At 40.1% G+C, this 26,104-nt stretch carries 24 protein-coding genes, 1 pseudogene and 1 riboswitch; of the genes and pseudogenes, 11 read left to right on the top strand and 14 right to left on the bottom strand.

Annotation, left to right across the window (positions count from 1 at the left end; all coding sequences use genetic code 11):
• Positions 1 to 246: 246 nt before the first annotated feature.
• Entirely contained in the window at positions 247 to 1,059 is an 813-nt protein-coding gene (locus QM928_RS08400) for a Cof-type HAD-IIB family hydrolase (protein ID WP_414295000.1), read from the top strand.
• 128 nt (positions 1,060 to 1,187) lie between these two features.
• Here the strand turns inward: QM928_RS08400 and QM928_RS08395 are convergent, their stop codons facing one another.
• The 10 genes from QM928_RS08395 to uvrA all read right to left on the bottom strand — a co-directional run bounded on the left by QM928_RS08395 (position 1,188) and on the right by uvrA (position 12,738).
• Positions 1,188 to 1,625, bottom strand: a complete 438-nt coding sequence (locus tag QM928_RS08395) for an SP_0198 family lipoprotein (protein ID WP_414294999.1) — start codon at positions 1,623 to 1,625, stop codon at positions 1,188 to 1,190.
• 95 nt (positions 1,626 to 1,720) lie between these two features.
• Entirely contained in the window at positions 1,721 to 2,962 is a 1,242-nt protein-coding gene (locus QM928_RS08390; protein WP_371607902.1) for a bifunctional folylpolyglutamate synthase/dihydrofolate synthase, read from the bottom strand.
• Positions 2,963 to 3,516: 554 nt separating this feature from the next.
• A complete protein-coding gene (locus QM928_RS08385) occupies positions 3,517 to 3,822 on the bottom strand; it encodes a DUF1292 domain-containing protein (RefSeq protein WP_000017624.1) in 306 nt (101 codons plus the stop codon).
• Positions 3,823 to 3,837: 15 nt separating this feature from the next.
• Entirely contained in the window at positions 3,838 to 4,257 is a 420-nt protein-coding gene (gene ruvX / locus QM928_RS08380; protein ID WP_281335272.1) for a Holliday junction resolvase RuvX, read from the bottom strand.
• A gap of 3 nt (positions 4,258 to 4,260) precedes the next feature.
• Positions 4,261 to 4,527: an IreB family regulatory phosphoprotein gene (locus tag QM928_RS08375; protein ID WP_000507060.1), complete on the bottom strand. Its 267-nt coding sequence runs from the start codon at positions 4,525 to 4,527 to the stop codon at positions 4,261 to 4,263.
• Between the two features lie 96 nt (positions 4,528 to 4,623).
• Positions 4,624 to 5,196 carry an SP0191 family lipoprotein gene (locus tag QM928_RS08370; protein WP_281335271.1) on the bottom strand — a complete coding sequence of 191 codons (573 nt, stop codon included), beginning with the start codon at positions 5,194 to 5,196 and terminating at the stop codon, positions 4,624 to 4,626.
• 66 nt (positions 5,197 to 5,262) lie between these two features.
• On the bottom strand, positions 5,263 to 5,661 hold the full coding sequence (spx, locus tag QM928_RS08365; protein ID WP_000591164.1) for a transcriptional regulator Spx: 399 nt from the start codon (positions 5,659 to 5,661) through the stop codon (positions 5,263 to 5,265).
• A gap of 135 nt (positions 5,662 to 5,796) precedes the next feature.
• Positions 5,797 to 8,457 carry a magnesium-translocating P-type ATPase gene (gene mgtA, locus QM928_RS08360; protein WP_414294998.1) on the bottom strand — a complete coding sequence of 887 codons (2,661 nt, stop codon included), beginning with the start codon at positions 8,455 to 8,457 and terminating at the stop codon, positions 5,797 to 5,799.
• 188 nt (positions 8,458 to 8,645) lie between these two features.
• Positions 8,646 to 8,799, bottom strand: a riboswitch (M-box (ykoK) riboswitch).
• A gap of 53 nt (positions 8,800 to 8,852) precedes the next feature.
• The gene (locus QM928_RS08355; RefSeq protein WP_414294997.1) at positions 8,853 to 9,914 is read right to left on the bottom strand and encodes a M24 family metallopeptidase; all 1,062 of its coding nucleotides are present in this window, start codon (positions 9,912 to 9,914) and stop codon (positions 8,853 to 8,855) included.
• Entirely contained in the window at positions 9,907 to 12,738 is a 2,832-nt protein-coding gene (gene uvrA / locus QM928_RS08350; RefSeq protein ID WP_414294996.1) for an excinuclease ABC subunit UvrA, read from the bottom strand. The genes QM928_RS08355 and uvrA overlap by 8 nt, the downstream gene beginning before the upstream one ends.
• Before the next feature lie 710 nt (positions 12,739 to 13,448).
• On the opposite strand from uvrA, the gene QM928_RS08345 reads away from it, so the two are divergent.
• Together QM928_RS08345 and QM928_RS08340 are read left to right on the top strand one after the other, a co-directional pair.
• Positions 13,449 to 13,985 carry a Panacea domain-containing protein gene (locus QM928_RS08345; protein ID WP_414294995.1) on the top strand — a complete coding sequence of 179 codons (537 nt, stop codon included), beginning with the start codon at positions 13,449 to 13,451 and terminating at the stop codon, positions 13,983 to 13,985.
• Entirely contained in the window at positions 13,964 to 14,812 is an 849-nt protein-coding gene (locus QM928_RS08340; RefSeq protein ID WP_414294994.1) for a hypothetical protein, read from the top strand. The genes QM928_RS08345 and QM928_RS08340 overlap by 22 nt, the downstream gene beginning before the upstream one ends.
• 353 nt (positions 14,813 to 15,165) lie before the next feature.
• Here the strand turns inward: QM928_RS08340 and QM928_RS08335 are convergent, their stop codons facing one another.
• Positions 15,166 to 15,576, bottom strand: a complete 411-nt coding sequence (locus QM928_RS08335) for a DUF1492 domain-containing protein (RefSeq protein WP_414294993.1) — start codon at positions 15,574 to 15,576, stop codon at positions 15,166 to 15,168.
• Positions 15,577 to 15,623: 47 nt separating this feature from the next.
• Between QM928_RS08335 and QM928_RS08330 the strand changes: the two are divergent.
• From QM928_RS08330 to QM928_RS08300, 7 genes and pseudogenes are all read left to right on the top strand, one after another.
• Positions 15,624 to 16,054, top strand: a pseudogene (locus QM928_RS08330) (helix-turn-helix domain-containing protein); the annotation flags it as partial.
• Between the two features lie 208 nt (positions 16,055 to 16,262).
• Positions 16,263 to 16,550, top strand: coding sequence for a hypothetical protein (locus QM928_RS08325; RefSeq protein ID WP_414294992.1), 288 nt, complete (start codon positions 16,263 to 16,265; stop codon positions 16,548 to 16,550).
• 173 nt (positions 16,551 to 16,723) lie between these two features.
• Positions 16,724 to 17,890 carry a tyrosine-type recombinase/integrase gene (locus QM928_RS08320; protein ID WP_414294991.1) on the top strand — a complete coding sequence of 389 codons (1,167 nt, stop codon included), beginning with the start codon at positions 16,724 to 16,726 and terminating at the stop codon, positions 17,888 to 17,890.
• Positions 17,891 to 18,061: 171 nt separating this feature from the next.
• On the top strand, positions 18,062 to 19,006 hold the full coding sequence (locus tag QM928_RS08315) for a magnesium transporter CorA family protein (protein ID WP_000815631.1): 945 nt from the start codon (positions 18,062 to 18,064) through the stop codon (positions 19,004 to 19,006).
• A 12-nt stretch (positions 19,007 to 19,018) separates the two neighbouring features.
• Positions 19,019 to 19,693: a DUF1129 domain-containing protein gene (locus QM928_RS08310; RefSeq protein ID WP_006146142.1), complete on the top strand. Its 675-nt coding sequence runs from the start codon at positions 19,019 to 19,021 to the stop codon at positions 19,691 to 19,693.
• A 199-nt stretch (positions 19,694 to 19,892) separates the two neighbouring features.
• Positions 19,893 to 20,156 (top strand): SemiSWEET family transporter, encoded by a 264-nt coding sequence (locus tag QM928_RS08305; RefSeq protein WP_004250486.1) that lies wholly within the window; start codon positions 19,893 to 19,895, stop codon positions 20,154 to 20,156.
• Positions 20,157 to 20,304: 148 nt separating this feature from the next.
• Positions 20,305 to 21,336 carry a S66 family peptidase gene (locus tag QM928_RS08300; RefSeq protein WP_414294990.1) on the top strand — a complete coding sequence of 344 codons (1,032 nt, stop codon included), beginning with the start codon at positions 20,305 to 20,307 and terminating at the stop codon, positions 21,334 to 21,336.
• Between the two features lie 58 nt (positions 21,337 to 21,394).
• Here the strand turns inward: QM928_RS08300 and QM928_RS08295 are convergent, their stop codons facing one another.
• The 3 genes from QM928_RS08295 to mutL form a co-directional block, all read right to left on the bottom strand.
• Complete coding sequence (locus QM928_RS08295) at positions 21,395 to 21,961, bottom strand: DNA-3-methyladenine glycosylase I (RefSeq protein WP_414294989.1); 567 nt, start codon at positions 21,959 to 21,961, stop codon at positions 21,395 to 21,397.
• Between the two features lie 9 nt (positions 21,962 to 21,970).
• Entirely contained in the window at positions 21,971 to 22,564 is a 594-nt protein-coding gene (gene ruvA, locus QM928_RS08290) for a Holliday junction branch migration protein RuvA (protein ID WP_414294988.1), read from the bottom strand.
• Between the two features lie 120 nt (positions 22,565 to 22,684).
• Positions 22,685 to 24,634 carry a DNA mismatch repair endonuclease MutL gene (gene mutL / locus QM928_RS08285; RefSeq protein WP_414294987.1) on the bottom strand — a complete coding sequence of 650 codons (1,950 nt, stop codon included), beginning with the start codon at positions 24,632 to 24,634 and terminating at the stop codon, positions 22,685 to 22,687.
• 183 nt (positions 24,635 to 24,817) lie between these two features.
• Between mutL and tyrS the strand changes: the two genes are divergently transcribed.
• On the top strand, positions 24,818 to 26,074 hold the full coding sequence (gene tyrS, locus QM928_RS08280; protein ID WP_414294986.1) for a tyrosine--tRNA ligase: 1,257 nt from the start codon (positions 24,818 to 24,820) through the stop codon (positions 26,072 to 26,074).
• The last annotated feature ends 30 nt before the right edge of the window (positions 26,075 to 26,104 follow it).

Genomic DNA, 26,104 nt, shown 5'->3' with positions numbered 1-26,104 from the left:
CCCTTATATATCAAGAAAAAGAAAACCAGTGGAAGTTAGTCTAAGACGAATTTCCACTGATTTCACGCGTTTTTCTCATACTAAAAGCTAGGTTGTAGGAAACTGGAAGTTAGTTTTAGAAGTTACCAAAAATTAAAAAACACTAATAGATATTGTTCTCCCGCATTTCACTTAGAGTCAGCTTTTCTCTCCGCTTTTTGATATAATAGAAAACATCTTATCTGAAACTAGATTCGGGAGGATCTTATGACCCAAAAAATGATTGCCGTCGACTTGGACGGAACCTTACTTAATGGCGAAAGCAAATTATCGGATTTTACCAAGGATACTATCAAACAAATATCTAAAAAGGGCCACCATGTCGTGATTGCAACAGGTCGCCCTTATCGTATGGCTAAAGATTTTTATGACCAGCTTGAACTTGAAACGCCTATGATCAATTTCAATGGTTCACTCACTCACTTGCCTGGTAAGGTTTGGGAGCATGAAAAATGCCTGACTGTTGATAAAAAGTATCTCTTAGATATGGTTCAACGAAAAGAGGAAATCGAGGCCGACTTTATCGCAGGTGAATACCGTAAAAAGTTTTACATTACAGCTCCAGACAAGGACATTGCCGACCCTAGGCTATTTGGTGTTGAAAACTTCAGACCTGAAAATCAGTTTAATTCTGAACTTGTCACCAAGGATCCTAACTGCATTTTATTGCAGACTCGCGCAAGTGACAAATATGCCCTAGCAGAAGAGATGAATCAGTTTTACAAGCACCAACTCAATATTAACACTTGGGGTGGTCCTTTAAACATCCTCGAATGTACTCCCAAAGGAGTTCACAAGGCCTTTGCCCTTGAATATCTTCTCACGGTCATGAATATAGACAAACAGAATTTGATTGCCTTTGGTGACGAACACAATGACCAAGAGATGCTTTCTTTTGCAGGTAAAGGCTATGCCATGAAAAATGCTAATCCTGCTCTGTTACCTTTCGCAGACGAGCAATTACCATTGACCAATGAAGAAGATGGCGTCGCTCAGTTTTTACAAGAACGATTTCTTTAATTTCACTCATTCTATACTTTTGTGGTAGACATTAGCTACCTTAAAAGTATGGAATTTTTTTGAGCTCAAAGTCAACGAAAAAGGATTTGAATCCGTCTTTTACAGATCCAAATCCCTACAAATGATGTCTATTTCTTTAAAACGATACGATCTGAAGCCTCGCGGTCCATGTCATCGATAATAATCTGTTTCTCTTCTGCCACATAAATCTTGATATCGTCTCCAATAAAGACTCTCTGATTTTCTGGTTCGAAGGTCACCTTCTTAACCTCTTGATCTCCGTCCGCTTCAACTTCTGTCCACGTTCCGGTATTTCCAGTGACTATAAGAGTAATGCTATCACCCTCGTCTTGCCCCTTGTAGGTCCCATCTATATTAGTAGTTGTGTCAGTCTTTGCACTAGTAGTAGAACTAGAAGCACTGGTTTCTGATACTTGACTAGTGCTCGCTTCAGAGCTAGTGCTTGCTTGGGATGAAGGTGTCGACTTAGTTGTTGACGAGCAAGCAACTAAAAGACTAAGACTTGCTACAGTAGCAAGAGAAAGTGTAAATATTTTTAGTGACATAATGTCTCCTTTCTTTCAGGAGATAAAGGCAGAAAAACTGCAGAACTATTCTACTTATACTATATCAAATAAAGGAAACAAGGTCTATCAAGCAACTATGTTTTTATAAGGTAGGCACGAACTTCAGATATAAAATAGAGGGAACCTGTAACAAACAGTATGTCTTTCTCCCCTGCAGACTTTTCAAAATCATCTATAAAGTCTCGATAGGAAGCAACTCTATGATAGCCGCTCAAATCCTGCTCCTCCAAAGATCCCTGATAGTCAAAACTCGTCACATAGAGAGCTGTATCAGGTAAATGATCTGTCAGATAAGCAAGCATGCCACTGTAATCTTTACGCTTTAAAGCTCCAAAAAGGATTTGGGGATGATAACCTTGCTGAATTTTTTCCTGGATAAATTCAACCAATCGTTCTAAAGCCGGTAGATTATGGGCACCATCTAGATAAATGTGCTCCGTAACAGCTTCTAGACGCCCAGCCCATCTGGTTGTTTTCAAAGCACACCGGACAACTTCCTCATTGATCTTTTCACCTCTCGCTGCCATAAACAACAGAAATGCCTGCAAAGCTAAAGCAGCATTCTCCTCTTGATAAGCTCCTTCCAAACCCAGTTTTAGTCGGGTCAAATCCGCTAGAGAAGAAGAAGAAAAATGTCCTGATTTGAAAGAAAAATCTCGGTCAGCTTGATAGAGAGTGACATCTAAATCTTCTGCTATCTTTTGACAAACGAGCTGGGCTTCAGGAGCTAAGTTTGCAATCACTGATACCTTTCCTGGCTTAAAAATCCCTGCCTTCTGTTCTGCGATTTCTTCCAGACTATTGCCCAAGGTCTCCTGATGATCTAGGCCGATTGATGTAATAACTGCGATCTCTCCAGTCACCACATTGGTCGTGTCAAGCAAGCCACCAATTCCAACTTCCAATAGAACTAGGTCCACCTCTTGTTCTTTAAAATAAAGCAAAGCAATCACAGTTAACAATTCAAAAAAAGATAGCTGATCGTGGGTTTCTAGAAGTCTTTGCTCCATTTCCTTAACTTGATTTGCTAAACGGATAAAGTCTACGTCCGATATGGGTTGACCATTGATACAAATCCGATCATGAATGCTAACAATGTGAGGGGAAGTAAAGGTTCCCACATTCTTACCATGAGAAACAAAGAGCTCTCTCATAAAGGCAATGGTTGAACCTTTTCCATTTGTCCCTGTCACATGGATAATAGGATAGGCTTGCTCAGGATTTCCCAGCAAGTTTACCGCACTCTGCATCCGCCCCAAACCTGATCTAAAATTCAAACCGATTCGACTATGAAGCCATTTTTCTACTTCAAACACGCTTAATCTCCTTAATCCTTAACAAAAAAGCGAAGATTCTCTTCGCTTTTTACTTCATTAGCTAGTATTTAATTCTAGTGTGGGAGAAAAATGTCCCCCGGACGTTCCAACTCTCTCCAGTTTCTAGGAGTTGGGCTAAAAACGTTCCCCGAAATTACCAGTTCTCTCTTATTTTAAGGAACTGGGCTGATACAGTCTCCCAGACTGCCTGCGTTTCCAATTTCTAGCGCGGGGCTAAAAACCATCCCCGAACTCGCCAGCTCTCTCTTGTTTCAAGGAGCTGGGCTGATACAGTCTCCCAGACTTACTTACGGTCTTTATTTTTAGCGTAAGGATAAAAATGTTCACTGGACTGCCTGCGTTTCTAATTTCTAGAAGCAGGGGTAAAAACATCCACTGGATGTTCCTGCGTTTCTAATTTCTAGCGCAGGGCTGATACAGTCTCCCAGACTTACTTACGATCTTTATTTTTAGCGTAAGGGTAAAAATGTTCCCCAGACTACCAGCTCTCTCTTAATTCAAGGAGCTGGGCTAAAAACATCCCCCGGATGTTTTTACTCCTCCATAAAGCTGTTGAAGACTTCTTCAATCATGTTCCATTCATCTTCTGAATCTTCAGGGATTGGTTGCAATTCACCTTCTGTTCCATCTTCATTTTCGATGAATGAGTATGCTTGGATTTCAACTTCACCGTTTTCATCTTCTTCTGCATTAACTGGTACAAGAAGAACATAGTTTTTACCGAATTCTTCTTTTCCGTCAATAGTCAAAAGGATTTCAAATAAAGTTTCGTTTCCTTGCTCATCTACAAGTGTAATAAGTTCACGTTCTTCGTGATCGTGGTTGTGATCGTGTGACATAGTTTCTCCTCTGTCTTAAAATTTTCTATCTAAATAATTTTGCAAAATCAATTGAGCGGCTAATTTATCAATAACTTTTTTACGCTTATTGCGACTAATATCCGCTTGCTCAATCAACATACGCTCTGCAGCGACCGTAGTTAGGCGTTCATCTTGATACTCTACCGGTAGACCAAAGAGTTCTTCTAGTTTGTCTCCATAGGCTTGACTGGCTTCCACGCGCGGTCCGCTGGTATTGTTCATGTTTTTAGGCAAACCAACAACAAAACGGTCTACCTTATAAGTATCAACCAGTTCCTTGAGGCGTTCAAAACCAAACTCTCCCTGTTCTTCATTGATTTGGATGATTTCAAGCCCTTGAGCCGTAAATCCAAGTGGATCACTAATCGCTACGCCTACCGTTTTTGAACCAACGTCCAATCCCATAATTCTCATAGATTATAGATCGACTCCTTGTCCTTTTAGGTAGTAGCGGACCAATTCTTCAACGATTTCATCTCGCTCATACTTACGGATTTGATTTCGTGCATTGTTATAACGAGGAACGTAAGCTGGGTCTCCACTGAGAACATAGCCCACGATCTGGTTAATAGGGTTATAGCCCTTTTCATTCAAAGAAGCATAGACATCTGTCAATGTTTCACTGATTTCTTTTTTATTGGAATCGTCCAATTTAAAACGTACGGTTTCTTCAGTAAATCCCATTCTAACACCCTCTTTCCTTAGAATAGTACTATTATAGCACATTCGCGGTCGTTCTACAAATCACACAGTCTGATTCTGCTGATTTTCTCTGACTTTTTACTGGACTGTTGCCCCATTTGCAACACGATTAGAAATATAGTCCTCTGGTTCGTTTTTCAATAGATTTTCCAGTCCAACATTCTTCAAGTATTCGTTTTCACTGGCTTTTTTAATATCCATCGTTTGGAAATCATAGCTAGTCTTGGTTTCCATTTCTTTCTCATTTAAAAGAGTCGTTTCGATGGTAAAGCCTGAAATTTTTCGAGCTGCTTGCACAGACTCATCCTTATCCTCAGCTTCTTTAAGAGCTTTTTTAGCTTCATCTAATCCACGTTCAGAAATATACGTTTTTAAATCTTCTGATACAGGACGCTTTTGCTGAATGGTCAAGCTTAAAAATTGATTGCCTTTGTAAGTAATGATTTGAGTTTGCTGTGCTCCACTCTCATCAGCTGGCAAAACTAAGGTCTTAGTAACAACTGTATTCTTAGTTGCATTTTCTAATACGGGCAAGGTAGACTGTAGAGCTTCCTGAGAACTCTCAGTAGTTGAAGCTGCTGTTTCTTTTTTCTGACCACATCCAACGAGCAAAAATAGTGCTGCGAATGTTCCAATGACTAACTTTTTCATAAATCCTCACATGTTATCCAATTTAAATATTAGAGAAGGCCAGGAGTCGCTCCCAGCCTTGATGTTTTATAGAGCCGCACGTAAACGCGCTTCTGCATTTTCCACATTACGGACAGAGCGTGGCAAAAAGGCACGGATATCGTCTTCTTTATAGCCGACTTGTAGGCGTTTCTCATCTACAAGAATCGGACTTTTCAAGATACGTGGTGTTTCCATAATCAGGTTGAGCACTTCATTCACACTCAAATCTTCGATATCAACACCAAGGGCCTTTGCATAACGATTTTTTGATGATACGATACTTGCAATTCCATTGTCTGTTTTTGTCAAAATATCAAGTAGTTCTTCTCTCGAAATTCCTTCCTTACCGAGGTTTTGTTCTTTATAACTTAACTGGTGGGCATTGAGCCAGGTCTTCGCTTTTTTACAGCTAGTACAACTTGAGACTGTATAAATTTTGATCATGTACCTACCCCTTTCGCTACATGTTACTATCAGTTTAAACTATTATACCATAAAAAACATCGGACTTGCGACCTATTTTTAAAAAATTTTAACTTTTTTGGCAATTTTTGAACTTTTTTCTTGACAAAATACGAACTATAACCATTCTTTATACTTCTTAATGTAAAATTTCTTAATAACTGTAACGCTAAACATATACAAGAAAATAATACAGATTAAGAATAAGAAGTAAGGAAGCCCTAAGGGTGCTAGACGAAGGATATTTACTAGCGGTCCATAAGGTAGACTGGTTACGAAAAAGGCTGCAACCAGTGTCATCAAAATCACAAGCCAAGCTGGTCTGCTTTGTACAAAAGGAACTTTTGCTGTACGAAGCATATGGATAACCATAGTTTGAGACCACATAGATTCGATGAACCATCCTGTTTGGAACAAGATAATAAACTGAAGGGCAGATTCTGACCCATGAACATAGTGATGACCTGTTACCAAAGGAACAATGATAAAGTAGAGGAAGATAAAGGTCAAAATATCAAAGACAGATGAGATTGGACCCATCCAAACCATAAATCGCGTAATGGATTTTGCTTCCCATGTATGGGGTTGTTTGAGGAAGTCTTGATCCACATTATCAAATGGCAATGCCACACAGGACAAATCATAGACTAGGTTTAGGACAATGAGATGAACAGGAGCCATTGGTAAAAATGGCAAGAATATACTCGCAACCAGTAGTGAGAAGATATTTCCAAAGTTTGAACTAACGGTCATCTTGATGTACTTGGTCATGTTGGCGTAGACCTTACGGCCCTCAACGATACCAGTTTCAAGGACCATGAGATCCTTGTCCAGCAAAATAACATCCGCTGTTTCCTTGGCGATATCGACTGCTGTATCAACGGAAATTCCGACATCTGCCACCTTCATGGATGGAGCGTCATTAATACCGTCACCCATATAACCAACACCGTGACCATTTTTCTTCAATTGTAGAATAATTCGAGCTTTTTGGTCAGGAGACAATTTGGCAAAGACTGTTACTTTTTCAACCACTTCTGCCAATTCTTGGTCTGTCATTTGATCAATGTCAGCACCTAAGAGCATATGTTCAACGTCCAATCCAACCTTTTCGCAGATAGCTTGGGTTACTTTTTCGTTATCTCCAGTTAAAATTTTTGTTCTGACACCATGTTCAAGTAGGGCTTGGATAGCGGGTGCTGCAGATGGTTTTGGTGGATCCAAAAAGGCAAGGTAACCTGTAAGGATCATGTCACTTTCATCAGTCACAGCATAGGCATAATCTTCACGTAGACCTGACTTGTAACCAACACCTAATACACGTAAACCTTGACGGTTTAATTGACCAACTTCTGCCAGTACTTCTTGACGAATGTCTTCAGTAAGAGGAATCATTTCTCCTCGGTATTCTACATATGTTGAAATGTTCAACATTTCTTCCAAAGCGCCTTTGGTCACCATACTAACAACATTGCTGTCATCTTTGACGATAACACTCATGCGTCTACGCTCAAAATCAAAAGGCAGTTCATCTATTTTTTGGAAAATTTTATCCAAATTTTGTAGAATAGCATGTTCTTTGGCTTCTTTTTCTGTTCTACTGATAATGGCACGGTCCATCAAGTTTTTCAAACCTGTTTGAAAATGTGAATTTAGATAAGCTCTTCTTAAGACCGCCATATCCAAATCACCATGGATATCCAAGGGATATTCTAAGACAATCTCATCTTGCGTTAGAGTTCCAGTTTTATCCGTACAAAGGATATCGATTGCTCCTAAGTCTTGGATAGCATTGAGTTTTTTGATAACTACCTTTTCCTTGGCCATGATAATGGAACCTTTTGCTAAGCTGGCTGTGATAATCATCGGAAGCATTTCTGGTGTCAGTCCGACACCGACGCTCAAGGCAAATACTCCAGCCTCTAGCCAGTCTCCATCGGTCAATCCATTTGCGAAAAACACGATTGGAACCATGACAAGCATCAAGCGGATCAAGAGCCAAGAAATGCTGTTCATTTCACGTTCAAAAGAAGTTGGCTCATCATAGGTGTTGAGAGTTTGTTCGATGGCTCCCATCATGGTGTCATCCCCAACCGCTAGAACCATAGCCGTAGCACTTCCTGAGATAACGTTTGTCCCCATGAATGCCAAAGATTCTGCTTCTAAGAGGCTATCTACATTTTGACCAGTGGCTTTATTTAAAGCTAGCTTTTCAACTGCATCACTTTCTCCAGTCAAGCCTGACTGTTGAACGAAAAAGTCGCGGGATTCGAACAAGATGACATCTGCTGGAATCATGTCTCCCGCACTCAATTTCACGAGGTCTCCCACAACCAGCTCATCGATTGGTAACTCTTTCTCGTGACCATCACGAATAACAGTTGCAGTGTTGACAATCATTTTTGAAAGATTGGTTGTCGCCTTGTCGCTCCGCAACTCTTGGACAAAACGGATGCCTCCTGAAATCAAAACCAAGACAACGATAATAATAGAGGTCGTAGGGTCCTCTTGGCCAGGTTTGGCAAGCCAAACGTTTGTAACGAGAGAGATAAAGGCAATCACAAGCAAAATGATTGTGAAAGGATTTATAATGGACTCATAAATCTTCTTAAAGATGGAATCCTCTTGACCCTTGGTAATGGTGTTTTCACCATACAAGTCACGGTTTTCTTCGACTTGTTCTTGGTCTAAGCCTTTTAGACTTGTATGGTAAAAAGCTAGACTATCTTTTAATGGGGTTTGAATAGCTGCTGCTAGTCTTTCTTTTGTAGTTTTCATTGGTTTCTCCTATCTGTATGAATGATAATTTCATACACAGGAACCAATCGCTTTATAAGGACAAAACGACACAAATCAGCGATTGGCTGTGTATGCGCGGTTCTGGATGATCGTCAATTTGCATCGTTTGTCTCCTTTCTTCTAAAACAGCAGAAAGTCCTGCCATAAAATGGCAGGACTAAAAAACTTATTATCTGTTTTCGTTCAAGCTTTAACTCCATAGGGCGATGTAATGAGCTTAGTCTTGACCTTCGCGACCAGGACTGTTGACCAACGAGTAGTGTCTCCACTGCTTTGCGGTAGTCATCCGTATCCCTATGGTAGCCTCACCTACCGTTTCCGCCTTTCAGTATAAACCTTTAACTAGTAAAAGTCAACGATTTATCTCATTTTTCTTAGATTACGATTAATTCTTTTGGAGCAAGGGTTAATAACTCACAACCTGTATCTGTAATCAAGATATCATCTTCGATACGAACCCCGTATTTACCTTCAATATAAATACCTGGTTCATCAGTCAAGACCATACCAGTTTTGATAACTTCTTTGGAAGTTTGGCTAAAGTAAGGTTCTTCGTGAATATCAAGTCCGATACCATGCCCGATACCGTGAGTAAAATATTCTCCATAGCCTGCTTCCACAATGATATCACGAGGGATTTTATCAAAATCACGGAAACCTAAGCCAGCCTTAGCTTGGTCTATCAGAGCTTGGTTGGCCTTCAAAACCGTATTGTAAATCTCTGCTTGCTCGTCACTGACATGACCGAGATAAATGGTCCGGGTCATATCGCTGACATAGTGGTCATAAAGGCAACCGAAGTCCATGGTAATAGCTTCTCCCAGCTCCACTGGTTTGTGCATAGGATGGGCATGGGGTTTGGAAGAGTTGATACCGCTAGCTAGAATAGTGTCAAAAGACAAGCCAGATGCTCCCAACTCACGCATGCGGAAGTCAAGGAAGTTGGCAATTTCAATTTCTGTCTTCCCTGGCTTGATAAAGTCAAGAGCATCGTGGAAAGCTTGGTCAGAGATAGAGCATGCCTTGCGAATAGTCGCAATTTCTGTCTCGTCCTTAATCATACGAAGGGCTTCAACAAACTGAGTTTGAGGGAGCAATTCCAGACCTTCAAAGGCGGTTTGCATGCGATGGTAATAAGAAACTGAAATCTCATCTTCAAACCCGATACGAGAAAGGCCCATATCTTTTGCAATCTTTGCGATAGTTGCCAACTCATCACGTTCTGCAAAAATCTCAAAGCCGGTAACTTCTTGCTTAGCAGCGATAATATAGCGGGCATCTGTTACCAAGACTTGACGGTCACGACTGATAAAGACTGTCCCATTTGAACCCCAAAATCCTGTCAAATAGTAGACATTTTTAAGGTTATTGATAATGATTCCATCTAGTTCTTTTTCTTGCATTTTATCTAAAAATGCTTGTACACGTTTATTCATGATGTAACTTTCCTTTCAAATACTGTCCTGTGTAGCTGGCTTCATTGGCCGCTACTTCTTCTGGAGTTCCTGTTGCGATGATGGTTCCACCACCGACACCACCTTCAGGCCCCAAGTCAATAATATGGTCTGCTGTCTTGATAACGTCTAAATTGTGCTCAATGACGAGAACTGTATTGCCATCGTCTACAAAGCGAGCCAAGACTGTAAGCAAGCGAGCGATATCCTCTGTATGGAGTCCTGTCGTCGGCTCATCCAGAATGTAGAAAGATTTTCCTGTCGATCGTTTGTGAAGTTCACTAGCCAACTTCATACGCTGGGCTTCTCCCCCAGAAAGTGTCGTAGCTGGTTGTCCTAAGGTCACATAACCTAGACCAACATCTTTGATTGTCTGGAGTTTACGTTGAATCTTTGGAATGTGTTGGAAAAACTCCACCGCATCGTTGACAGTCATGTCCAAGACCTGCGAGATATTTTTTTCCTTGTAGTGAACTTCCAGGGTCTCACTGTTGTAGCGGGTTCCGTGGCAGACTTCACAAGCCACATAAACATCTGGCAAGAAGTGCATCTCAATCTTGATAATCCCGTCACCCGAGCAAGCCTCACAGCGACCACCCTTGACGTTAAAACTAAAACGACCCTTCTTATAGCCACGAATCTTGGCCTCATTTGTCTGAGCGAAGAGGTCACGAATATCGTCAAATACACCTGTATAGGTAGCAGGATTGGACCTTGGTGTTCTTCCAATAGGACTCTGGTCAATATCTATCAGACGGTCGATATGCTCGATTCCTGTAATAGTCTTAAACTTCCCAGGTTTGTCTGAATTGCGATTTAGTTTTTGAGCAATGGCTTTTTTGAGAATACTGTTAATGAGGGTCGACTTCCCTGAACCAGAGACTCCTGTCACCGCAATGAACTTTCCGAGAGGGAAGCGAGCAGTGATATTTTGTAGGTTGTTTTCACGCACTCCCGTCACTTCGATAAAACGACCATTACCGACACGACGCTCTTCTGGCACTGGAATGACACGTTTGCCTGACAAGTACTGACCTGTGATAGACTTGCTGTTGCGAGCCACTTGCTTGGGCGTTCCTGCGGCAACAATCTCTCCACCAAAGACCCCTGCACCAGGACCGACGTCGATTAGATAATCTGCCTCTCGCATAGTATCTTCATCGTGTTCCACCACAATGAGAGTATTCCCTAAATCTCTCATTTTTTTCAGACTGGCAATCAGGCGATCATTGTCCCTCTGGTGAAGACCGATAGACGGCTCATCTAAGATATAGAGGACTCCTGAGAGATTGGAACCAATCTGAGTCGCCAAGCGAATACGTTGGCTCTCCCCTCCTGATAATGTTCCTGCAGAACGAGAAAGGGTCAGATAGTTAAGACCCACGTTATTAAGGAAGGTCAAACGGTCCTTGATTTCCTTGAGAATTGGACGAGCAATAATCGCTTCATTTTCAGACAAGGTCAGCTGGCTCACCAAGGCCAAGTGGTCTGCGATAGACAGGTCTGAAATTTCTCCGATATGTGGGCCTTGCTCGCCACCCACACGGACAGACAAGGCCTGGTCATTGAGACGATAACCGTGACAGGTTCCGCAAGTCAGCTCATTCATGTAGAGGCGCATTTGTGTGCGGGTGTAGTCGCTATTGGTTTCATGGTAACGTCGCTTAATATTCCCTATAATACCTTCAAAAGGAATATCGATGTCACGAACTCCGCCGAATTCATTTTCATAATGGAAATGGAATTCCTTACCATCTGAACCATAGAAAATGAGATTCTTATCCTCCTCTGACAAGGCCTCAAAAGGCGTATCCATGTCCACTCCGAAGGCTGTCATAGCTTGTTCTAGCATATTTGGATAATAGTTAGAAGAGATAGGATTCCAAGGCGCTAAGGCTCCCTCACGAAGAGTCTTGCTAGCATCTGGTACGACTAAGTCCGTATCAACCTCTAGCTTGATCCCCAAACCATCACACTCATTACAAGAGCCAAAAGGTGCATTGAAGGAGAAGAGACGAGGTTCTAGCTCTGGAACCGTAAAGCCACATACTGGACAAGCGTAGTGTTCTGAGAAGAGCAACTCAGAGTCACCCATGGTATCGATAATGACATATCCTTCAGCAATACGGAGGGCTGCTTCAATCGAATCGAAGAGACGACTACGGATACCTTCTTTGATAATGATACGGTCTACCACCACATCGATGTTGTGTTGCTTATTCTTTTCAAGGTCAGGAATTTCGGTCACATCATAGACAACCCCATCGACACGGACACGAACATATCCATCCTTTTGAATCTTTTCAATCAACGTCTTGTGTTGCCCTTTTTTCTTACGAATGACAGGCGCTAAAATCTGCAAGCGCTGGCGTTCTGGCAATTCCAAGACCTTGTCTACGATCTGTTCGACAGACGAAGCCTTGATAGCCCCATGTCCATTTATACAGTAGGGTGTTCCCACACGCGCATAGAGGAGACGTAGGTAGTCGTTGATTTCCGTCGTAGTTCCTACAGTTGAGCGAGGGTTTTTACTAGTCGTTTTCTGGTCAATGGAAATGGCAGGGCTGAGACCATCGATAGAGTCCACATCTGGTTTTTCCATATTGCCCAAAAACTGACGAGCATAGGCTGATAAGCTCTCTACATAGCGGCGTTGCCCCTCTGCATAAAGGGTATCAAAGGCCAAGCTAGATTTTCCAGATCCAGATAGTCCCGTCACCACAACTAGCTTGTCACGTGGAATTTCCACGTCGATATTTTTTAAATTATGGGCGCGTGCCCCATGGATGACAATCTTATCTTGCATGTTACTTCTTTCTAGTCCATTGTTGCTTTCCATTATACCAAAAAAAGTGAAATTCTATTACCAAAAAAGCCTATTTTGTAGTATAATTAAAAACTTATTTTTTTATGTTTCCTTAGTGTCCCCTAACCCTTATATCACGCGCTTTTTAACAAAAAATACTAACATTACTATTTACTACTTACTCCCCCAAAGTACGCAAAAAGGGGAGCAAAAAAGCCCCACAAAAGGGCTGGGATTTAATGAGTTCAGCAGGCAAGAAACTAGCACGATCAAACGTGCTTTTTTTATTATTTCATATTCTCTAGGAGGGATAACAGCTAAAGTTTTATCTGTCTCCATTCTAGTAATAAGCATCTTTCAAAAATACTTTTGAATCTGATGAAGTTTTCTATGATTATACCGCTAGAGGATTTGGCAGATATCTAGTAGACTTGGTAAACAACTCACTTACTAAGTATAATCAGCAGAACGACATCAAATCAATTTGAAAAGATCGGTATTATTCTTAACATCATTGCTAATAATCTCAATATAGTTGCCTACTCCTCAACTAAAAAATAATATAAGAAGTAAAGCCATAATATAAGATAAAATCTCTTAGGAAAATCCGGGTGTATATATTCTACAATATATTGTGTTCATTTTTCAAGCTATCTCAAAATGTAGTGATTGACACATATGGTATAATAGAATAAAAGGAGGTATGGGTGATGGAAAACGCATTATTTGTGGCAAATTATATAATTGAATATTCAAATAACAAAAATTATGAAATCAATAATTTAAAATTGCAGAAATTATTATACTTCGTAAATGTAAGACATATCGTTGAAAATGATGTCGAACTATTTTCAGAAAAAATGGAAAAGTGGAAGTATGGCCCTGTTGTTCCTAGCGTATATCATGAATATAAAAGATTTGGGGCATTTACTATACCAAGTAGTGATATAGTAAATGAGTACATTGAATTTAGTACCGATTCTTTTGCCAATCTCACAGATATTAAAATAGAAGAATACAATAGAAATAAGATTAGCAATACTTATATTATTGAAGACACTGTTGATAAACTTTCAAATTTAAGTGCTTTTCAACTTGTAGATATTACTCATACCCATGATCCATGGAAAAAAGACGAAAATGACATCATGCATGGTATTCAAGGTATCAAATATACTAATGAAGAAATTAAAACTTACTTTACTAATCACCCAGAGGCTAAACTATGGGAAACACAGCAATATTAATAAAAATATTATTAGGTAAAAATTTATCGGAACTAGGAGATGATGATAAACAAAAAGTTTTAGAAGTATTTCGACAAATGTTCTCTGATAGTGCTCTCACAATACCTTATAATGATATTGCAGACTTTGTATATAAAAATGAGAACAGTGATGAGGATAATGAGGTTTTAAACGAAAACATCCGCCTTATTTTAGATGGAAGTCCTAATGAAACAAAAGAAATTTTGTCAAAAAATTTAGATAAAATCAAGACGAATTACTCTCTCTCTCAAGTTCAAAGAGAATATATATTAAGAAATTCAAAGCAAGCCCAAGATACTGTATCGGAATTACATCATTTTGTAAAGGAATTTCGTCCTTTAATTACAGAAGTTGAAGAGCAAATTAAAGCTTCAAAGGAATCGATGAACAAGATGAATTTAGATATAGCCGATATAACAACTAGGATTACAGAAGTTAGAGATATGAAATCTGGAATCTATACTGACTTCATTGCTATTTTAGGAGTGTTTTCTGCATTTGTATTCGTTATGTTCGGTGGTATTGAAATATCGAGAGCAGTATTTGATGTTGGCGATGATCTTCAAACAATGGATCTATCAAAAATCATTACAGTATCTAGTTTAATGATGATTGCGATTTTAACTTTGATGTATTCGTTATTACTTTGGATTGCCCGAATTACAGGTAAAGAATTCGGGAACTGTATGTCATGTGATAAAGGGTGCAAACACAAATGGAAACATCTTTTTATGAGACATTCTTTTTATTTCTGCTTATTAATTCTTTTGGGTATCTCAGCTTTTATTGCTTCTACTTTTTTCTAAAACTTCTTTGAAATTTTCCATCTCCCCTTGAAACAGATTATTCTGCGGTAGGAGGTAGGACACCTCTATTTATTTTTTAAGTCAAAATGAGTTATAATTAAATTAATAAAGGAACTGGTTTGGCACCCAATGGCCTATTTTAGGTCGGCGCCTAAGTCAGTTCCTTTTACTGTTTCGATTACCCCAAAGGATAGGCCTTTAATATTCTTGCGTCAGTTAGTTTTTTAGGTTATAATCTAAGCAATGAGAGTTACTACCTCCTACATTAAACGCTTCGGCTGTGGGGGGTGTGTACTCTCTTTTTTCTTTCAAAAATATCTATGATTTCATCACCTACTACCAAGAAAATATGATCATCTCACTTCTGCTAAGTTTTTTATAGCTGCCTGCTTTATTCGATATACTGTTACATCCGATTTATTTATTTTCTCAGCCACTTCCCAAATTTCAAGACTGTTTAAGTAATAAAATCTTAAGACTGATCTCTCCATAGGATTGGCTAATCTATCAATCAAGCTAGACAGTACCATTTTTTCCTCTGTAAACCTCTCAATTCTCTGTAGTATATCTTCTTTTATCTTTAGAACACTAATAAGGGTATTTTCTGTACTATTTACCTTGCTTGTTTGTACTCTAGTAGTGCTTGGTTGCTGACTTTTGATGATCCCACTCTCCATGGCTTCCAATTCCAAATACGAGCTTTCTATTTCTTTACTTATCCATTTCACGCCTTCTAGCTTTTCTTTTACCTGCTCTGGTGTCATGCCTTGGCCTCCTGTATGATATAATAATAGTGTTGGAATTATAGCTGAGGTGTGAAAACGGAGAAAGACAAATCAAGCCCGAAAAGGCTCAGCAACTTGCTGACTATTTTGGTGTTAGCGTTGGTTATCTATTGGGATATGATACAGACAACATTTCAGAAGTTGCTATCAATTTCAATAACTATGTCATCGAACGATGGATCAAAAAAGCGTTTGTTGGATTTTTAGACTTTATTCTCTGTATGATATTGTTTTATCTGATAAACAAATAGATATGATTTTCAAGCAGTTACAAGATTTATCTGAACTAAATATTAGATATAAGAATACCGAAACAGATAACAGGCGACTCAATTCAATGTACTCTGTAAATTCGAATTACACACCAACAAAAGTATTACTAGAGATAACCAATGAACTATATAAAGGTGATACGATAGAAAAACAATTTGAACAATATAAAAAAATTATTGACTAATTTTCTTCTGTGATTATAACTGTATAAACCAACAAAACTAAATTTTGTATATGGCTTTATTTAATAACAAAACTAAGCAATAACATTTTTCTTTTAGGGAGTCCGAAAAGTCCAATTATAATAACAAGGGCGCGTGATTTCTCTATTAGATTAAATATGTAAGCCCTTATCCAACAAAAACCGATATTTAATAAAAGGAATTCTCCTCATGAAAAGCACAAGAAAAAAGAAACTTTCTTTGAAGAAAAAGAAATTTAGAATATTTATATCATTTATAATTTATTCTCTATACCTTTTGCTTCTTGCTCACGCTGCATTAAAAAATGAGTATCTTAAGATTATTCTTGAAACAATTCTAAGCCCACTTATGATTGGATTTATTCTTGCATTTATGGATATTTTAAGAAGAGATTATGACGAGTATTATAGTAACCTTGCTGATGATTATGAAAAAGAAAGAGAAAGAAAGCGACTAAACAAAAACAAATCTTTTTAAGGCTTATAGAAAGCCCTACACGCGCTTTCTATAAGCAGATATATAAATTTACTGTCTAACTCCTTAAAATTGAATACAGGGCAATCTGTGAAGCCCTAGCATGATTTAAACCACACTCTAAAACCTTTTTAATAATAGCTTGCCTGCTGATGTATTTTAGAAAGGTATAAATCATGAAAATAACTGAAGTTACAAAAAAAGACGGTAGTAAAGTCTACCGTGCTAGTGTTTACCTAGGAGTTGACCAAGTAACGGGAAAAAAAGTTAAAACCAAAGTAACAGGTCGGACACAAAAGGAAGTTAAGCAGAAAACTACTCAAGAAAAAATAGATTTTCAGAAAGCAGGATCTACTAGACAAAAAGCTAGTACCATAACAGTCTATCAAGACTTAGCCAATCTCTGGTGGGAAAGTTATAAGAATACTGTTAAGCCAAACACTCAAGGCAATGTTAGAAAGTTGCTTGATAATCATGTATTGCCTATTTTCGGGGTTTATAAGCTCGATAAGCTCACTACTCCACTTATCCAGTCAATTATCAATAAACTTGCTGACAAGGCCAATAAGGGCGAAAAGGGGGCTTTCTTGCACTATGACATGATACACGCGCTTAATAAACGTATCTTACAGTATGGTGTAACTATGCAGGCGATACCGTCCAATCCTGCGCGTGATGTTATTTTACCTCGTAACACTCAGAAAGCAAAGCGACAAAAAGTAAAACACTTTGATAATGAAGAATTAAAGAAGTTTCTTGTTTATCTCGATAATTTAGATAGCAATAGATATCGTTATTACTATGAGACAACGCTCTATAAGTTCCTATTGGCTACTGGTTGTCGCATCAATGAAGCTTTAGCCCTTTCCTGGTCTGATATTGACTTAGACGGTGCCATTGTACACATCACCAAAACACTAAATCGGGATCTAGAAATCAATAGCCCAAAATCTAAGGCTAGTTATCGGGATATAGATATAGATTTAGCTACTATCGACATGCTGAAGCAGTACAAACTACGACAAACTAAAGAGGCCTGGAAGATAGGGCAACGTGAAAGCGTGGTATTCTCGGATTTCATTCATGAATATCCTTGCAGTTCAAAACTTAAAAGAAGATTGCTAACACATTTTAAGCGTGCTGATGTTCCTAACATTGGCTTTCACGGATTCCGTCATACTCACGCTAGTTTATTGCTTAACTCTGGCATTCCTTACAAAGAACTTCAGCACCGTTTAGGTCATTCTACTTTATCCATGACTATGGACATTTATAGCCACCTCTCAAAAGAGAACGCAAAAAAAGCAGTCTCATTCTACGAAACTGCACTAAAAGCACTATAAGGGGAGCAAAAAGGGGAGCAAATTCCAAAATCAACTTTTTAAGACAAAGTAAAAAGCCAATAACAACGGTACTTTTGTAAGATTTTATTTGAAAAAAGCCGATTTTGTAGTATAATAGTACGGTGCTAAAAATCACTTAAACACAGAATAGATTAGGAAAGGATCGGAGATATGAAACAAGTCTTTCTCTCAACAACAACTGAATTTAAAGAGATCGATACGCTCCAGCCGGGCACTTGGATCAATCTCGTCAATCCTACTCAAAGCGAATCGATGGAAATCGCCTCAGCCTTTGATATTGATATCGCCGATCTCCGTGCACCGCTCGATGCCGAAGAAATGTCTCGTATCACCATCGAAGATGAATACACCTTGATTATCGTAGACGTCCCAATAACAGAGGAAAGAAATAACCAGACCTACTATGTGACTATTCCCTTGGGGATTATCATCACAGAAGAGGCTATCATCACTACCTGCTTGGAGCCTCTACCACTTCTTGATGTCTTTATCAATCGTAGGCTTCGAAATTTCTATACCTTCATGCGTTCGCGCTTCATCTTCCAAATCCTATACCGCAATGCGGAGATTTACCTAACTGCCCTCCGTTCGATTGAACGTAAGAGTGAGCAGATCGAGAGTCAACTTCACAAATCTACTCGAAACGAAGAATTGATCGAACTCATGGAGTTGGAGAAGACCATCGTCTACTTCAAAGCCTCTCTGAAGACAAACGAGCGCGTGATTAAAAAATTGACCAGCGCAACTAGCAATATCAAGAAATACCTTGAAGATGAAGACTTACTGGAAGATACCTTGATTGAAACGCAACAGGCCATCGAGATGGCGGACATCTATGGAAACGTCCTTCACTCTATGACAGAGACCTTTGCTTCTATCATTTCAAATAACCAGAACAATATCATGAAAACCTTGGCACTTGTGACTATCGTTATGTCCATCCCGACCATGATTTTCTCAGCTTACGGAATGAACTTTAAGGACAATGAAATCCCTTTAAACGGAGAACCGCACGCTTTCTGGCTCATCGTCTTTATCGCCTTTGCTATGAGTGTTTCTCTCACTCTTTACCTCATCCATAAAAAATGGTTCTAAACAGGAGTTATTATGTCACAGATTGATTTAAAAGAATTAACAAAGAAAAACCAGGAATTTATCCATATTGCAACCCAGCAATTTCTCAAGGACGGAAAAACAGATGCTGAAATCAAGGCTATCCTTGAAGAAGTCATTCCTCATATCCTTGAGGAGCAACCAAAAGGAGTGACAGCACGTTCTATCTACGGAGCACCAACTCACTGGGCTCATAGTTTCAGCGAAAAAGAGCAGTACGAAAAAGAACATCCAAAAGAAAACGACGATCCAAAATTGATGATGTTGGATTCAGCCCTTTTCATCACAGGACTATTTGCAGTAGTTAGCGCCTTGATGAGCTTCTTCTCAAACCAACCTGTGGCCTACGGCTTGGTAACACTTATCAGTGTAGGGGCCTTTGGTGGAGTCGCCTTTTACCTGCTCTACCACTTCATCTACCGCTACTACGGACCAGATACTGACCGTAGCCAACGCCCTCCATTCTGGAAATCACTTTTGGTTATGTTAGCAACCATGTTTGCCTGGGTTTTCATCCTCTTCTTGAGTAACTTCCTTCCACAAGCCATCAACATCAGCTTACCACCTCTTGTTTTGTTGGTGATTGGAGGAGCTCTCCTTGCCCTACGTTTCTACCTCAAAAAACGGTTCAACATTAAGAGCGCAAGTGCAGGACCAGCTAGATATTAAGATAAACAATAAAAGTAGTGTGTTTTGTAGACAGACTACTTTTTTGTAGTTCCAAATCATTTTTTGATTCTCTAAAGAAAAGTAGACGCAACGTCTAAAAAGATTCTAATGTAAAGTCCTCCCTTAGAATCCCAAGGTTTTACCCTTGAATCCAAGCTGTTTTTCTGTTATACTAATAAAGTAATAAGGAGAAATATATATGACTAAACAGAGAATTAATCAAATTGTCGGTTCAATTGGTGCCTTTATCGGGATTATTGTATTTATAGCCTACATCCCCCAAATTTTTGCCAATTTACAAGGGAACAAAGCTCAACCTTTCCAACCTTTATCAGCAGCAGTCTCTTGCTTAATCTGGGTCATTTACGGATGGACAAAAGAGCCTAAGAAAGATTGGATTCTAATCATTCCAAACTCGGCTGGGGTTATCCTTGGCGGACTGACCTTCCTTACTGCTCTATAAGAATGCAACTACTACAAAAGCAACCACACAATTGGTTGCTTTTTTACTACTTTCTTGATCTAAAAGCCTTCTTCTGACTCTAATTCTTGTTGTTTCCCCTCTTCTTTTGTGATACAATAGCATCAATTTATTTCTAGGAGGATGAGATATGGTTTCTACTATTGGTATTGTTAGTTTGTCTAGTGGCATTATTGGAGAAGACTTTGTCAAACACGAAGTGGACTTGGGTGTCCAACGTCTCAAGGACTTGGGACTCAATCCTATCTTTTTACCCCATTCGCTAAAAGGCTTAGACTTTATCAAGGACCATCCTGAAGCCCGTGCGGAAGATTTGATGCAGGCCTTTTCTGATAATAGCATCGACATGATCTTATGCGCCATCGGTGGAGACGATACCTATCGTTTATTGCCCCATCTTTTTGAAAATGACCAGCTAGAAAAGGTTATCAAGCAAAAGATTTTTCTTGGCTTCTCGGATACGACCATGAACCATCTCATGTTGCATAAACTAGGAATCAAGACTTTTTACGGCCAATCATTTCTAGCAGACATTTGTGAGTTAGACAAAGAAATGTTGGACTATAGCCTTCACTACTTTAAAGAATTGATTGAGACTGGTAGAATCTCGGAAATCCGCCCTAGTAACGTTTGGTATGAGGAACGGACTGATTTTAGTCCCAAGGCTCTGGGAACAGCTCGTGTCAGTCATGCAAATACTGGTTTTGACTTGTTGCAAGGAAGTGCTCAGTTTGAGGGAGAAATTCTCGGCGGTTGTCTTGAATCTCTCTATGATATCTTTGACAACTCTCGATACGCAGACAGCACGGAGCTCTGCCAAAAGTACAAACTCTTCCCTGACTTGTCAGACTGGGAAGGAAAGATCCTACTGCTAGAAACAAGCGAAGAAAAGCCTAAGCCTGAAGACTTCCAAAAGATGTTGCGGACTTTAAAGGAAACTGGTATATTCGAGGTCATCAGTGGACTCTTGGTCGGAAAACCTATGGATGAAACTTTCTATGACGACTATAAAGAGGCACTATTGGATATCATTGATAGCAATATCCCGATTGTCTATAATCTAAATGTTGGTCATGCAACTCCAAGAGCCATTGTTCCCTTCGGAGTCCAAGCCTATGTAGATGCAAAGGAGCAAATCATTCGCTTTGACTATAACAAATAAAGCTGAGATAGAATTCTCAGCTTTCTTCTATATTCTCAGATGTTCTAGACATCTAACGTCACTTATTTCCACTTTTCCATTCACAATCATTCTCATGGTCATCAACTAGCCCTGCAGCTTGTAGAAAGGATAAAACAGCGACTGGTCCTGTGAACTTGAAGCCAAGTTTTTTGAGTTCCTTGGATATTTTTTCAGACAAAGGCGTTTTGGCTGGTGCTTGACTGTAGTCCGGGATATCATTAACGATGATTTTCCCATCTACAAAAGACCAGAGATAAGCATCAAAAGAGCCATACTCTTTCTGAACTTGTAGAAAGGCCTGGGCGTTGGCACGCGTCGCAAAAATCTTAGCTCGATTTCGGATGATCGCTACATTGTCCATTAAATCTTCCAATTCTTCATCAGTCATGTCTGCAACACGTTGAAGGCAATAACCATGAAAAGCTTGACGGAAGGCTTGACGTTTATTGAGCACTGTTTCCCAAGAAAGACCAGCCTGATAGGTCTCCATACAGAGCAACTCAAAAAGTGCTCGGTCATCATGGAGGGCCTGGCCCCATTCCTCATCGTGGTAGGCTACATATAGAGGGTTGTTCATTTTAACCCAGCCACAGCGTTTGGGCATAGGAACCTCCTATTTTACCAACATCTTAAGGGCAGACTTGATATAATTCTCTGCTGTATCAGTCGTTCCTTCAAAGAATTTCTTGATTTTCTTGAGCTCGGTCGCCTTGTAGCCCAATGCCAACATGGCTTCCATGGCTTCTTCCAATTCTTGGTTGTCACTACTAGATGGAATTGTAGCCTTAGCAGGGAGATCGTCTCCTGCCACAACCACCTTACCTTCTAGGTCCAAGACCATCTGTTGGGCTGTTTTCTTACCGATTTTAGGGAATTTAGTCAAGTAGGTGATGTTCTTGGTTTCGATGGCTTGAACCAGGCCAGCATTGTCATCTGCTGCAATGATAGCCAGAGCTGATACAGGACCAATGCCCGACACCGAAATCAAGCTGAGAAAGAGTTTTTTCTCGTCTTCTGAACGGAAACCGTAAAGGAGATGAGCATCTTCGCGAACGACTTGATGCACATAGATTTGCGCTTCTTGATTGACTTGTCCTGAGTAAGCATAGGGATTGGCTACATGCAAGATATAACCGATACCGTTGGTTTCAAGAACGATATATTTGGCAGTGATTTTGGTAATGATTCCTTTTAAATATTCGTACATAATTTTCCCTTCAATTTATACTCAATGAAAATCAAAGAGTAAACTAGGAAGCTAACCGTAGGCATAACTTGAGTTAGGCAAGGTAAGGCTGACGCAGTTTAAAGAGATTTTCGAAGAGTATTAGTATTTTCCTAGTTCTCGTAGACTGGTGTGATTTTCCTGAATACGACGGAACATCTTTTCCATGTCCGACTTGGTAAAGTGAACCAAAACAGGACGTCCGTGTGGACAGTTATAGGGGTTGTCACATTGGGAAAGTTGGTATAGAAGCTGTCTAGCTGAATGGTCATCGATACGATGATTGGCTTTGATTGAGCGTTTGCAGGACATCATAATGGCTAACTCTGCTCGGTATTTCTTGATAGAAACCTCCTTAGTCAAGAGCAACATATCGCACATCTCATAGATTCCTGACTCGATTTCCTCCTCTGCCATCCAAATCGGATGTTCCCGTAGGATAAATTGATTTTCCCCATACTCTGCTAGAAAGACACCAACTTCCTCTAAAAGAGACATTCTTTCCTTGAGACGAAGGACATCATCTGCAGGGAATTCAAAGATGTAAGGTACTAGGAGTTGCTGCTGACTCTGGTCAACATTACCAATGCTTTCACGGTACTCCTCGTACTTAACCCGCTCTTGGGCTGCGTGTTGGTCTATGATGTAGAGCCCATCTCGACCTTGGGCAAAGAGATAGGTTCCGTGCATTTGCCCGAAAAATTCCAACTCTGGGAAGCTCGAAGATTCTTCTCGTTCTAGCTTGTCATAAGCCTTATCCAAACTAGCCATATCTAACTCTGGATGATCTAGTTGGTCGTAGCTGACCGATTTTCTCTCTGCAAAATGCAGTTTAGCTGGCTTGGTCAACTGATCCAATGTTTCCTTAGCAAACAGGTTCAAATCCTGTTTCTCTTCTGTCAAGTTTACCTGATGGTCTGCCACCTCAGCTTGAGTAGGTCTAGTTTGTTCCGTTTTTTCATAGTAAAGCGTATTTTCTCTCAGCGGCAAGGTGGTTTGCTCTACTTTTTCACGATTACGAACCGTAGACTTAGCAAGATTTTCCAAAGCATCTGGAATCAAGGTCTGTTCCTTTAGACTCTTTGCGATAGCTTCTGAAACCAGCGCCATCAGTTCTCTTTCCTTGGAAATCCGCACTTCTTGCTTGGTTGGATGCACATTGACATCTGCTAGATACGGATCGATCTGGATGTGAATGACAGCCAGCGGAAAACGCCCCACCATGAGCTTGCTACCGTAACCATCTAAAATAGCACGATTGAGCAGGAAATTTTTGATATAACGGCCATTGATAAAAAGACTGATGTAGTTACGATTAGCCCGTGTCAATTCAGGCAATGAGACAAAACCTGAAATCTCAAAGTCTAGGTCCGAATTCTCAATCTCAACCATCTTTTTGGCACTAGCTAAACCATAGATTCCAGCAATGGCTTGACGCAGTTGACCCGTACCAGCTGTTCGTGTCATTTCCTTGCCATCGCTAATCAGGCTAAAGGAAATCTCAGGATGAGCAAAGCCTAGACGATTGACGATATCGATGATATGAGACAACTCTGCCTGCTGGCTCTTCATATACTTGAGACGGGCTGGTGTGTTGAAAAAGAGATCCTCCACACAAACCTTGGTCCCAACAGGACTGGTCGCAGGCACAACTTCTTCTACTTCTCCCCCACGAGCCACTAACTTGGTCCCGTGACTTGCTCCATCCACCGCAGTCAACAAAGTTAAAACACTGACAGATGCGATCGAAGGCAGAGCTTCACCACGAAAACCGAGGGTCCGAATCCGAAAAAGATCCGCTTGATTCTTAATCTTACTGGTAGCATGACGGCGGAGAGCCAACTCTACCTCATCGTGGGCAATCCCGTGACCATTATCTGTGATTTGGATTTTCTTAAGACCAGCTTCTTCAATCTCAACGATAATCTGGCTTGAGCCAGCGTCGATAGCATTTTCAACCAACTCTTTAACTACACTGGCAGGACGTTCGATCACTTCTCCTGCTGCAATCTGGTTGGCCAAGACTTCTGGCAATTCAATAATATGAGACATCTTTCAGCCCCTTTCTTAACGATTTTTATCTATTTCTCTGAAAATAAGCTAGTGCTATTATACCATATTTCACTCGTTTTCAAAAAAGTCCAAGTAGCAACTTTCTTCCCGATTTTACTAGGTTATTTGCCAAGTTTGTGGTAAAATAGGTAGAAACAATATTTTATAAAGGAGAAAAGACACATGCACATTTTTGATGAGCTAAAAGAGCGTGGTTTGATTTTTCAAACGACTGATGAAGAAGCTTTGCGTAAAGCCCTAGAAGAAGGTCAAGTTTCTTATTATACTGGCTACGATCCAACTGCTGACAGCCTTCACCTAGGCCACCTTGTCGCAATCTTGACAAGTCGTCGCTTGCAGCTAGCAGGTCACAAACCTTATGCGCTCGTTGGCGGTGCTACAGGTCTCATCGGAGATCCGTCCTTCAAAGATGCTGAACGTAGTCTCCAAACAAAAGACACAGTAAATGGCTGGGTCAAGTCTATCCAAGGACAACTTTCTCGTTTTCTTGACTTTGAAAATGGCGAAAATAAAGCTGTCATGGTCAACAACTACGACTGGTTTGGCAGCATCAGCTTCATTGACTTCCTCCGTGATATCGGAAAATACTTCACTGTCAACTACATGATGAGTAAGGAGTCTGTAAAAAAACGGATAGAAACAGGAATTTCTTACACTGAGTTTGCCTACCAAATCATGCAAGGTTACGACTTCTTCGTCCTTAACCAAGACCACAACGTGACGCTACAAATCGGTGGTTCTGACCAATGGGGAAATATGACAGCTGGTACTGAGTTGATGCGCCGTAAGGCAGACAAAACTGGTCATGTAATTACTGTTCCACTCATCACAGACGCAACTGGTAAGAAATTTGGTAAATCTGAAGGTAACGCTGTTTGGCTCAACCCTGAAAAGACTTCTCCATACGAAATGTACCAATTCTGGATGAACGTTATGGACGCTGACGCTGTACGCTTCTTGAAGATCTTTACTTTCTTGTCACTTGATGAGATTGAAGATATCCGCAAACAGTTTGAAGCAGCGCCACACGAACGCTTGGCTCAAAAAGTTTTGGCTCGTGAAATTGTGACTCTTGTTCACGGAGAAGAAGCTTACAAAGAAGCCCTTAACATCACTGAACAACTCTTTGTAGGAAATATCAAAAACCTTTCTGTCAAAGAACTCAAACAAGGACTTCGTGGCGTGCCAAACTACCAAGTACAGGCAGACGAAAATCACAACATCGTTGAACTTCTCGTATCTTCTGGCGTGGTTAACTCAAAACGCCAAGCCCGTGAAGACGTACAAAACGGAGCTATCTACGTTAACGGCGACCGCATCCAAGACCTTGACTATGTCTTGAGTGACGCAGATAAGTTAGAGAACGAACTCACTGTTATCCGCCGCGGGAAGAAAAAATACTTTGTATTGACTTACTAAACTATTCAACATTTATCTATAAACAAAGGA

The organism is Streptococcus infantis, assembly GCF_047460405.1.
In the GTDB taxonomy this organism is placed as follows: domain Bacteria; phylum Bacillota; class Bacilli; order Lactobacillales; family Streptococcaceae; genus Streptococcus; species Streptococcus infantis_Q.
Note: the sequence above shows the minus strand (reverse complement) of the source record. Positions and strands in the feature narration are given on the sequence as shown.

Bases quoted from the DNA above. Each gene is read 5' to 3' on its own strand.
- QM928_RS08400 (WP_414295000.1), top strand. From the start codon at position 247: ATGACCCAAAAAATGATTGCCGTCGACTTGGACGGAACCTTACTTAAT.
- QM928_RS08315 (WP_000815631.1), top strand. From the start codon at position 18,062: ATGAAACAAGTCTTTCTCTCAACAACAACTGAATTTAAAGAGATCGAT.
- QM928_RS08335 (WP_414294993.1), bottom strand. From the start codon at position 15,576: ATGACACCAGAGCAGGTAAAAGAAAAGCTAGAAGGCGTGAAATGGATA.
- QM928_RS08385 (WP_000017624.1), bottom strand. From the start codon at position 3,822: ATGTCACACGATCACAACCACGATCACGAAGAACGTGAACTTATTACA.
- QM928_RS08320 (WP_414294991.1), top strand. From the start codon at position 16,724: ATGAAAATAACTGAAGTTACAAAAAAAGACGGTAGTAAAGTCTACCGT.
- QM928_RS08370 (WP_281335271.1), bottom strand. From the start codon at position 5,196: ATGAAAAAGTTAGTCATTGGAACATTCGCAGCACTATTTTTGCTCGTT.
- mgtA (WP_414294998.1), bottom strand. From the start codon at position 8,457: ATGAAAACTACAAAAGAAAGACTAGCAGCAGCTATTCAAACCCCATTA.
- QM928_RS08310 (WP_006146142.1), top strand. From the start codon at position 19,019: ATGTCACAGATTGATTTAAAAGAATTAACAAAGAAAAACCAGGAATTT.
- QM928_RS08300 (WP_414294990.1), top strand. From the start codon at position 20,305: ATGGTTTCTACTATTGGTATTGTTAGTTTGTCTAGTGGCATTATTGGA.
- QM928_RS08375 (WP_000507060.1), bottom strand. From the start codon at position 4,527: ATGGGATTTACTGAAGAAACCGTACGTTTTAAATTGGACGATTCCAAT.
- QM928_RS08325 (WP_414294992.1), top strand. From the start codon at position 16,263: ATGAAAAGCACAAGAAAAAAGAAACTTTCTTTGAAGAAAAAGAAATTT.
- mutL (WP_414294987.1), bottom strand. From the start codon at position 24,634: ATGTCTCATATTATTGAATTGCCAGAAGTCTTGGCCAACCAGATTGCA.
- QM928_RS08345 (WP_414294995.1), top strand. From the start codon at position 13,449: ATGGAAAACGCATTATTTGTGGCAAATTATATAATTGAATATTCAAAT.
- ruvX (WP_281335272.1), bottom strand. From the start codon at position 4,257: ATGAGAATTATGGGATTGGACGTTGGTTCAAAAACGGTAGGCGTAGCG.
- ruvA (WP_414294988.1), bottom strand. From the start codon at position 22,564: ATGTACGAATATTTAAAAGGAATCATTACCAAAATCACTGCCAAATAT.
- QM928_RS08340 (WP_414294994.1), top strand. From the start codon at position 13,964: ATGGGAAACACAGCAATATTAATAAAAATATTATTAGGTAAAAATTTA.
- uvrA (WP_414294996.1), bottom strand. From the start codon at position 12,738: ATGCAAGATAAGATTGTCATCCATGGGGCACGCGCCCATAATTTAAAA.
- spx (WP_000591164.1), bottom strand. From the start codon at position 5,661: ATGATCAAAATTTATACAGTCTCAAGTTGTACTAGCTGTAAAAAAGCG.
- QM928_RS08305 (WP_004250486.1), top strand. From the start codon at position 19,893: ATGACTAAACAGAGAATTAATCAAATTGTCGGTTCAATTGGTGCCTTT.
- tyrS (WP_414294986.1), top strand. From the start codon at position 24,818: ATGCACATTTTTGATGAGCTAAAAGAGCGTGGTTTGATTTTTCAAACG.
- QM928_RS08295 (WP_414294989.1), bottom strand. From the start codon at position 21,961: ATGCCCAAACGCTGTGGCTGGGTTAAAATGAACAACCCTCTATATGTA.
- QM928_RS08395 (WP_414294999.1), bottom strand. From the start codon at position 1,625: ATGTCACTAAAAATATTTACACTTTCTCTTGCTACTGTAGCAAGTCTT.
- QM928_RS08355 (WP_414294997.1), bottom strand. From the start codon at position 9,914: ATGAATAAACGTGTACAAGCATTTTTAGATAAAATGCAAGAAAAAGAA.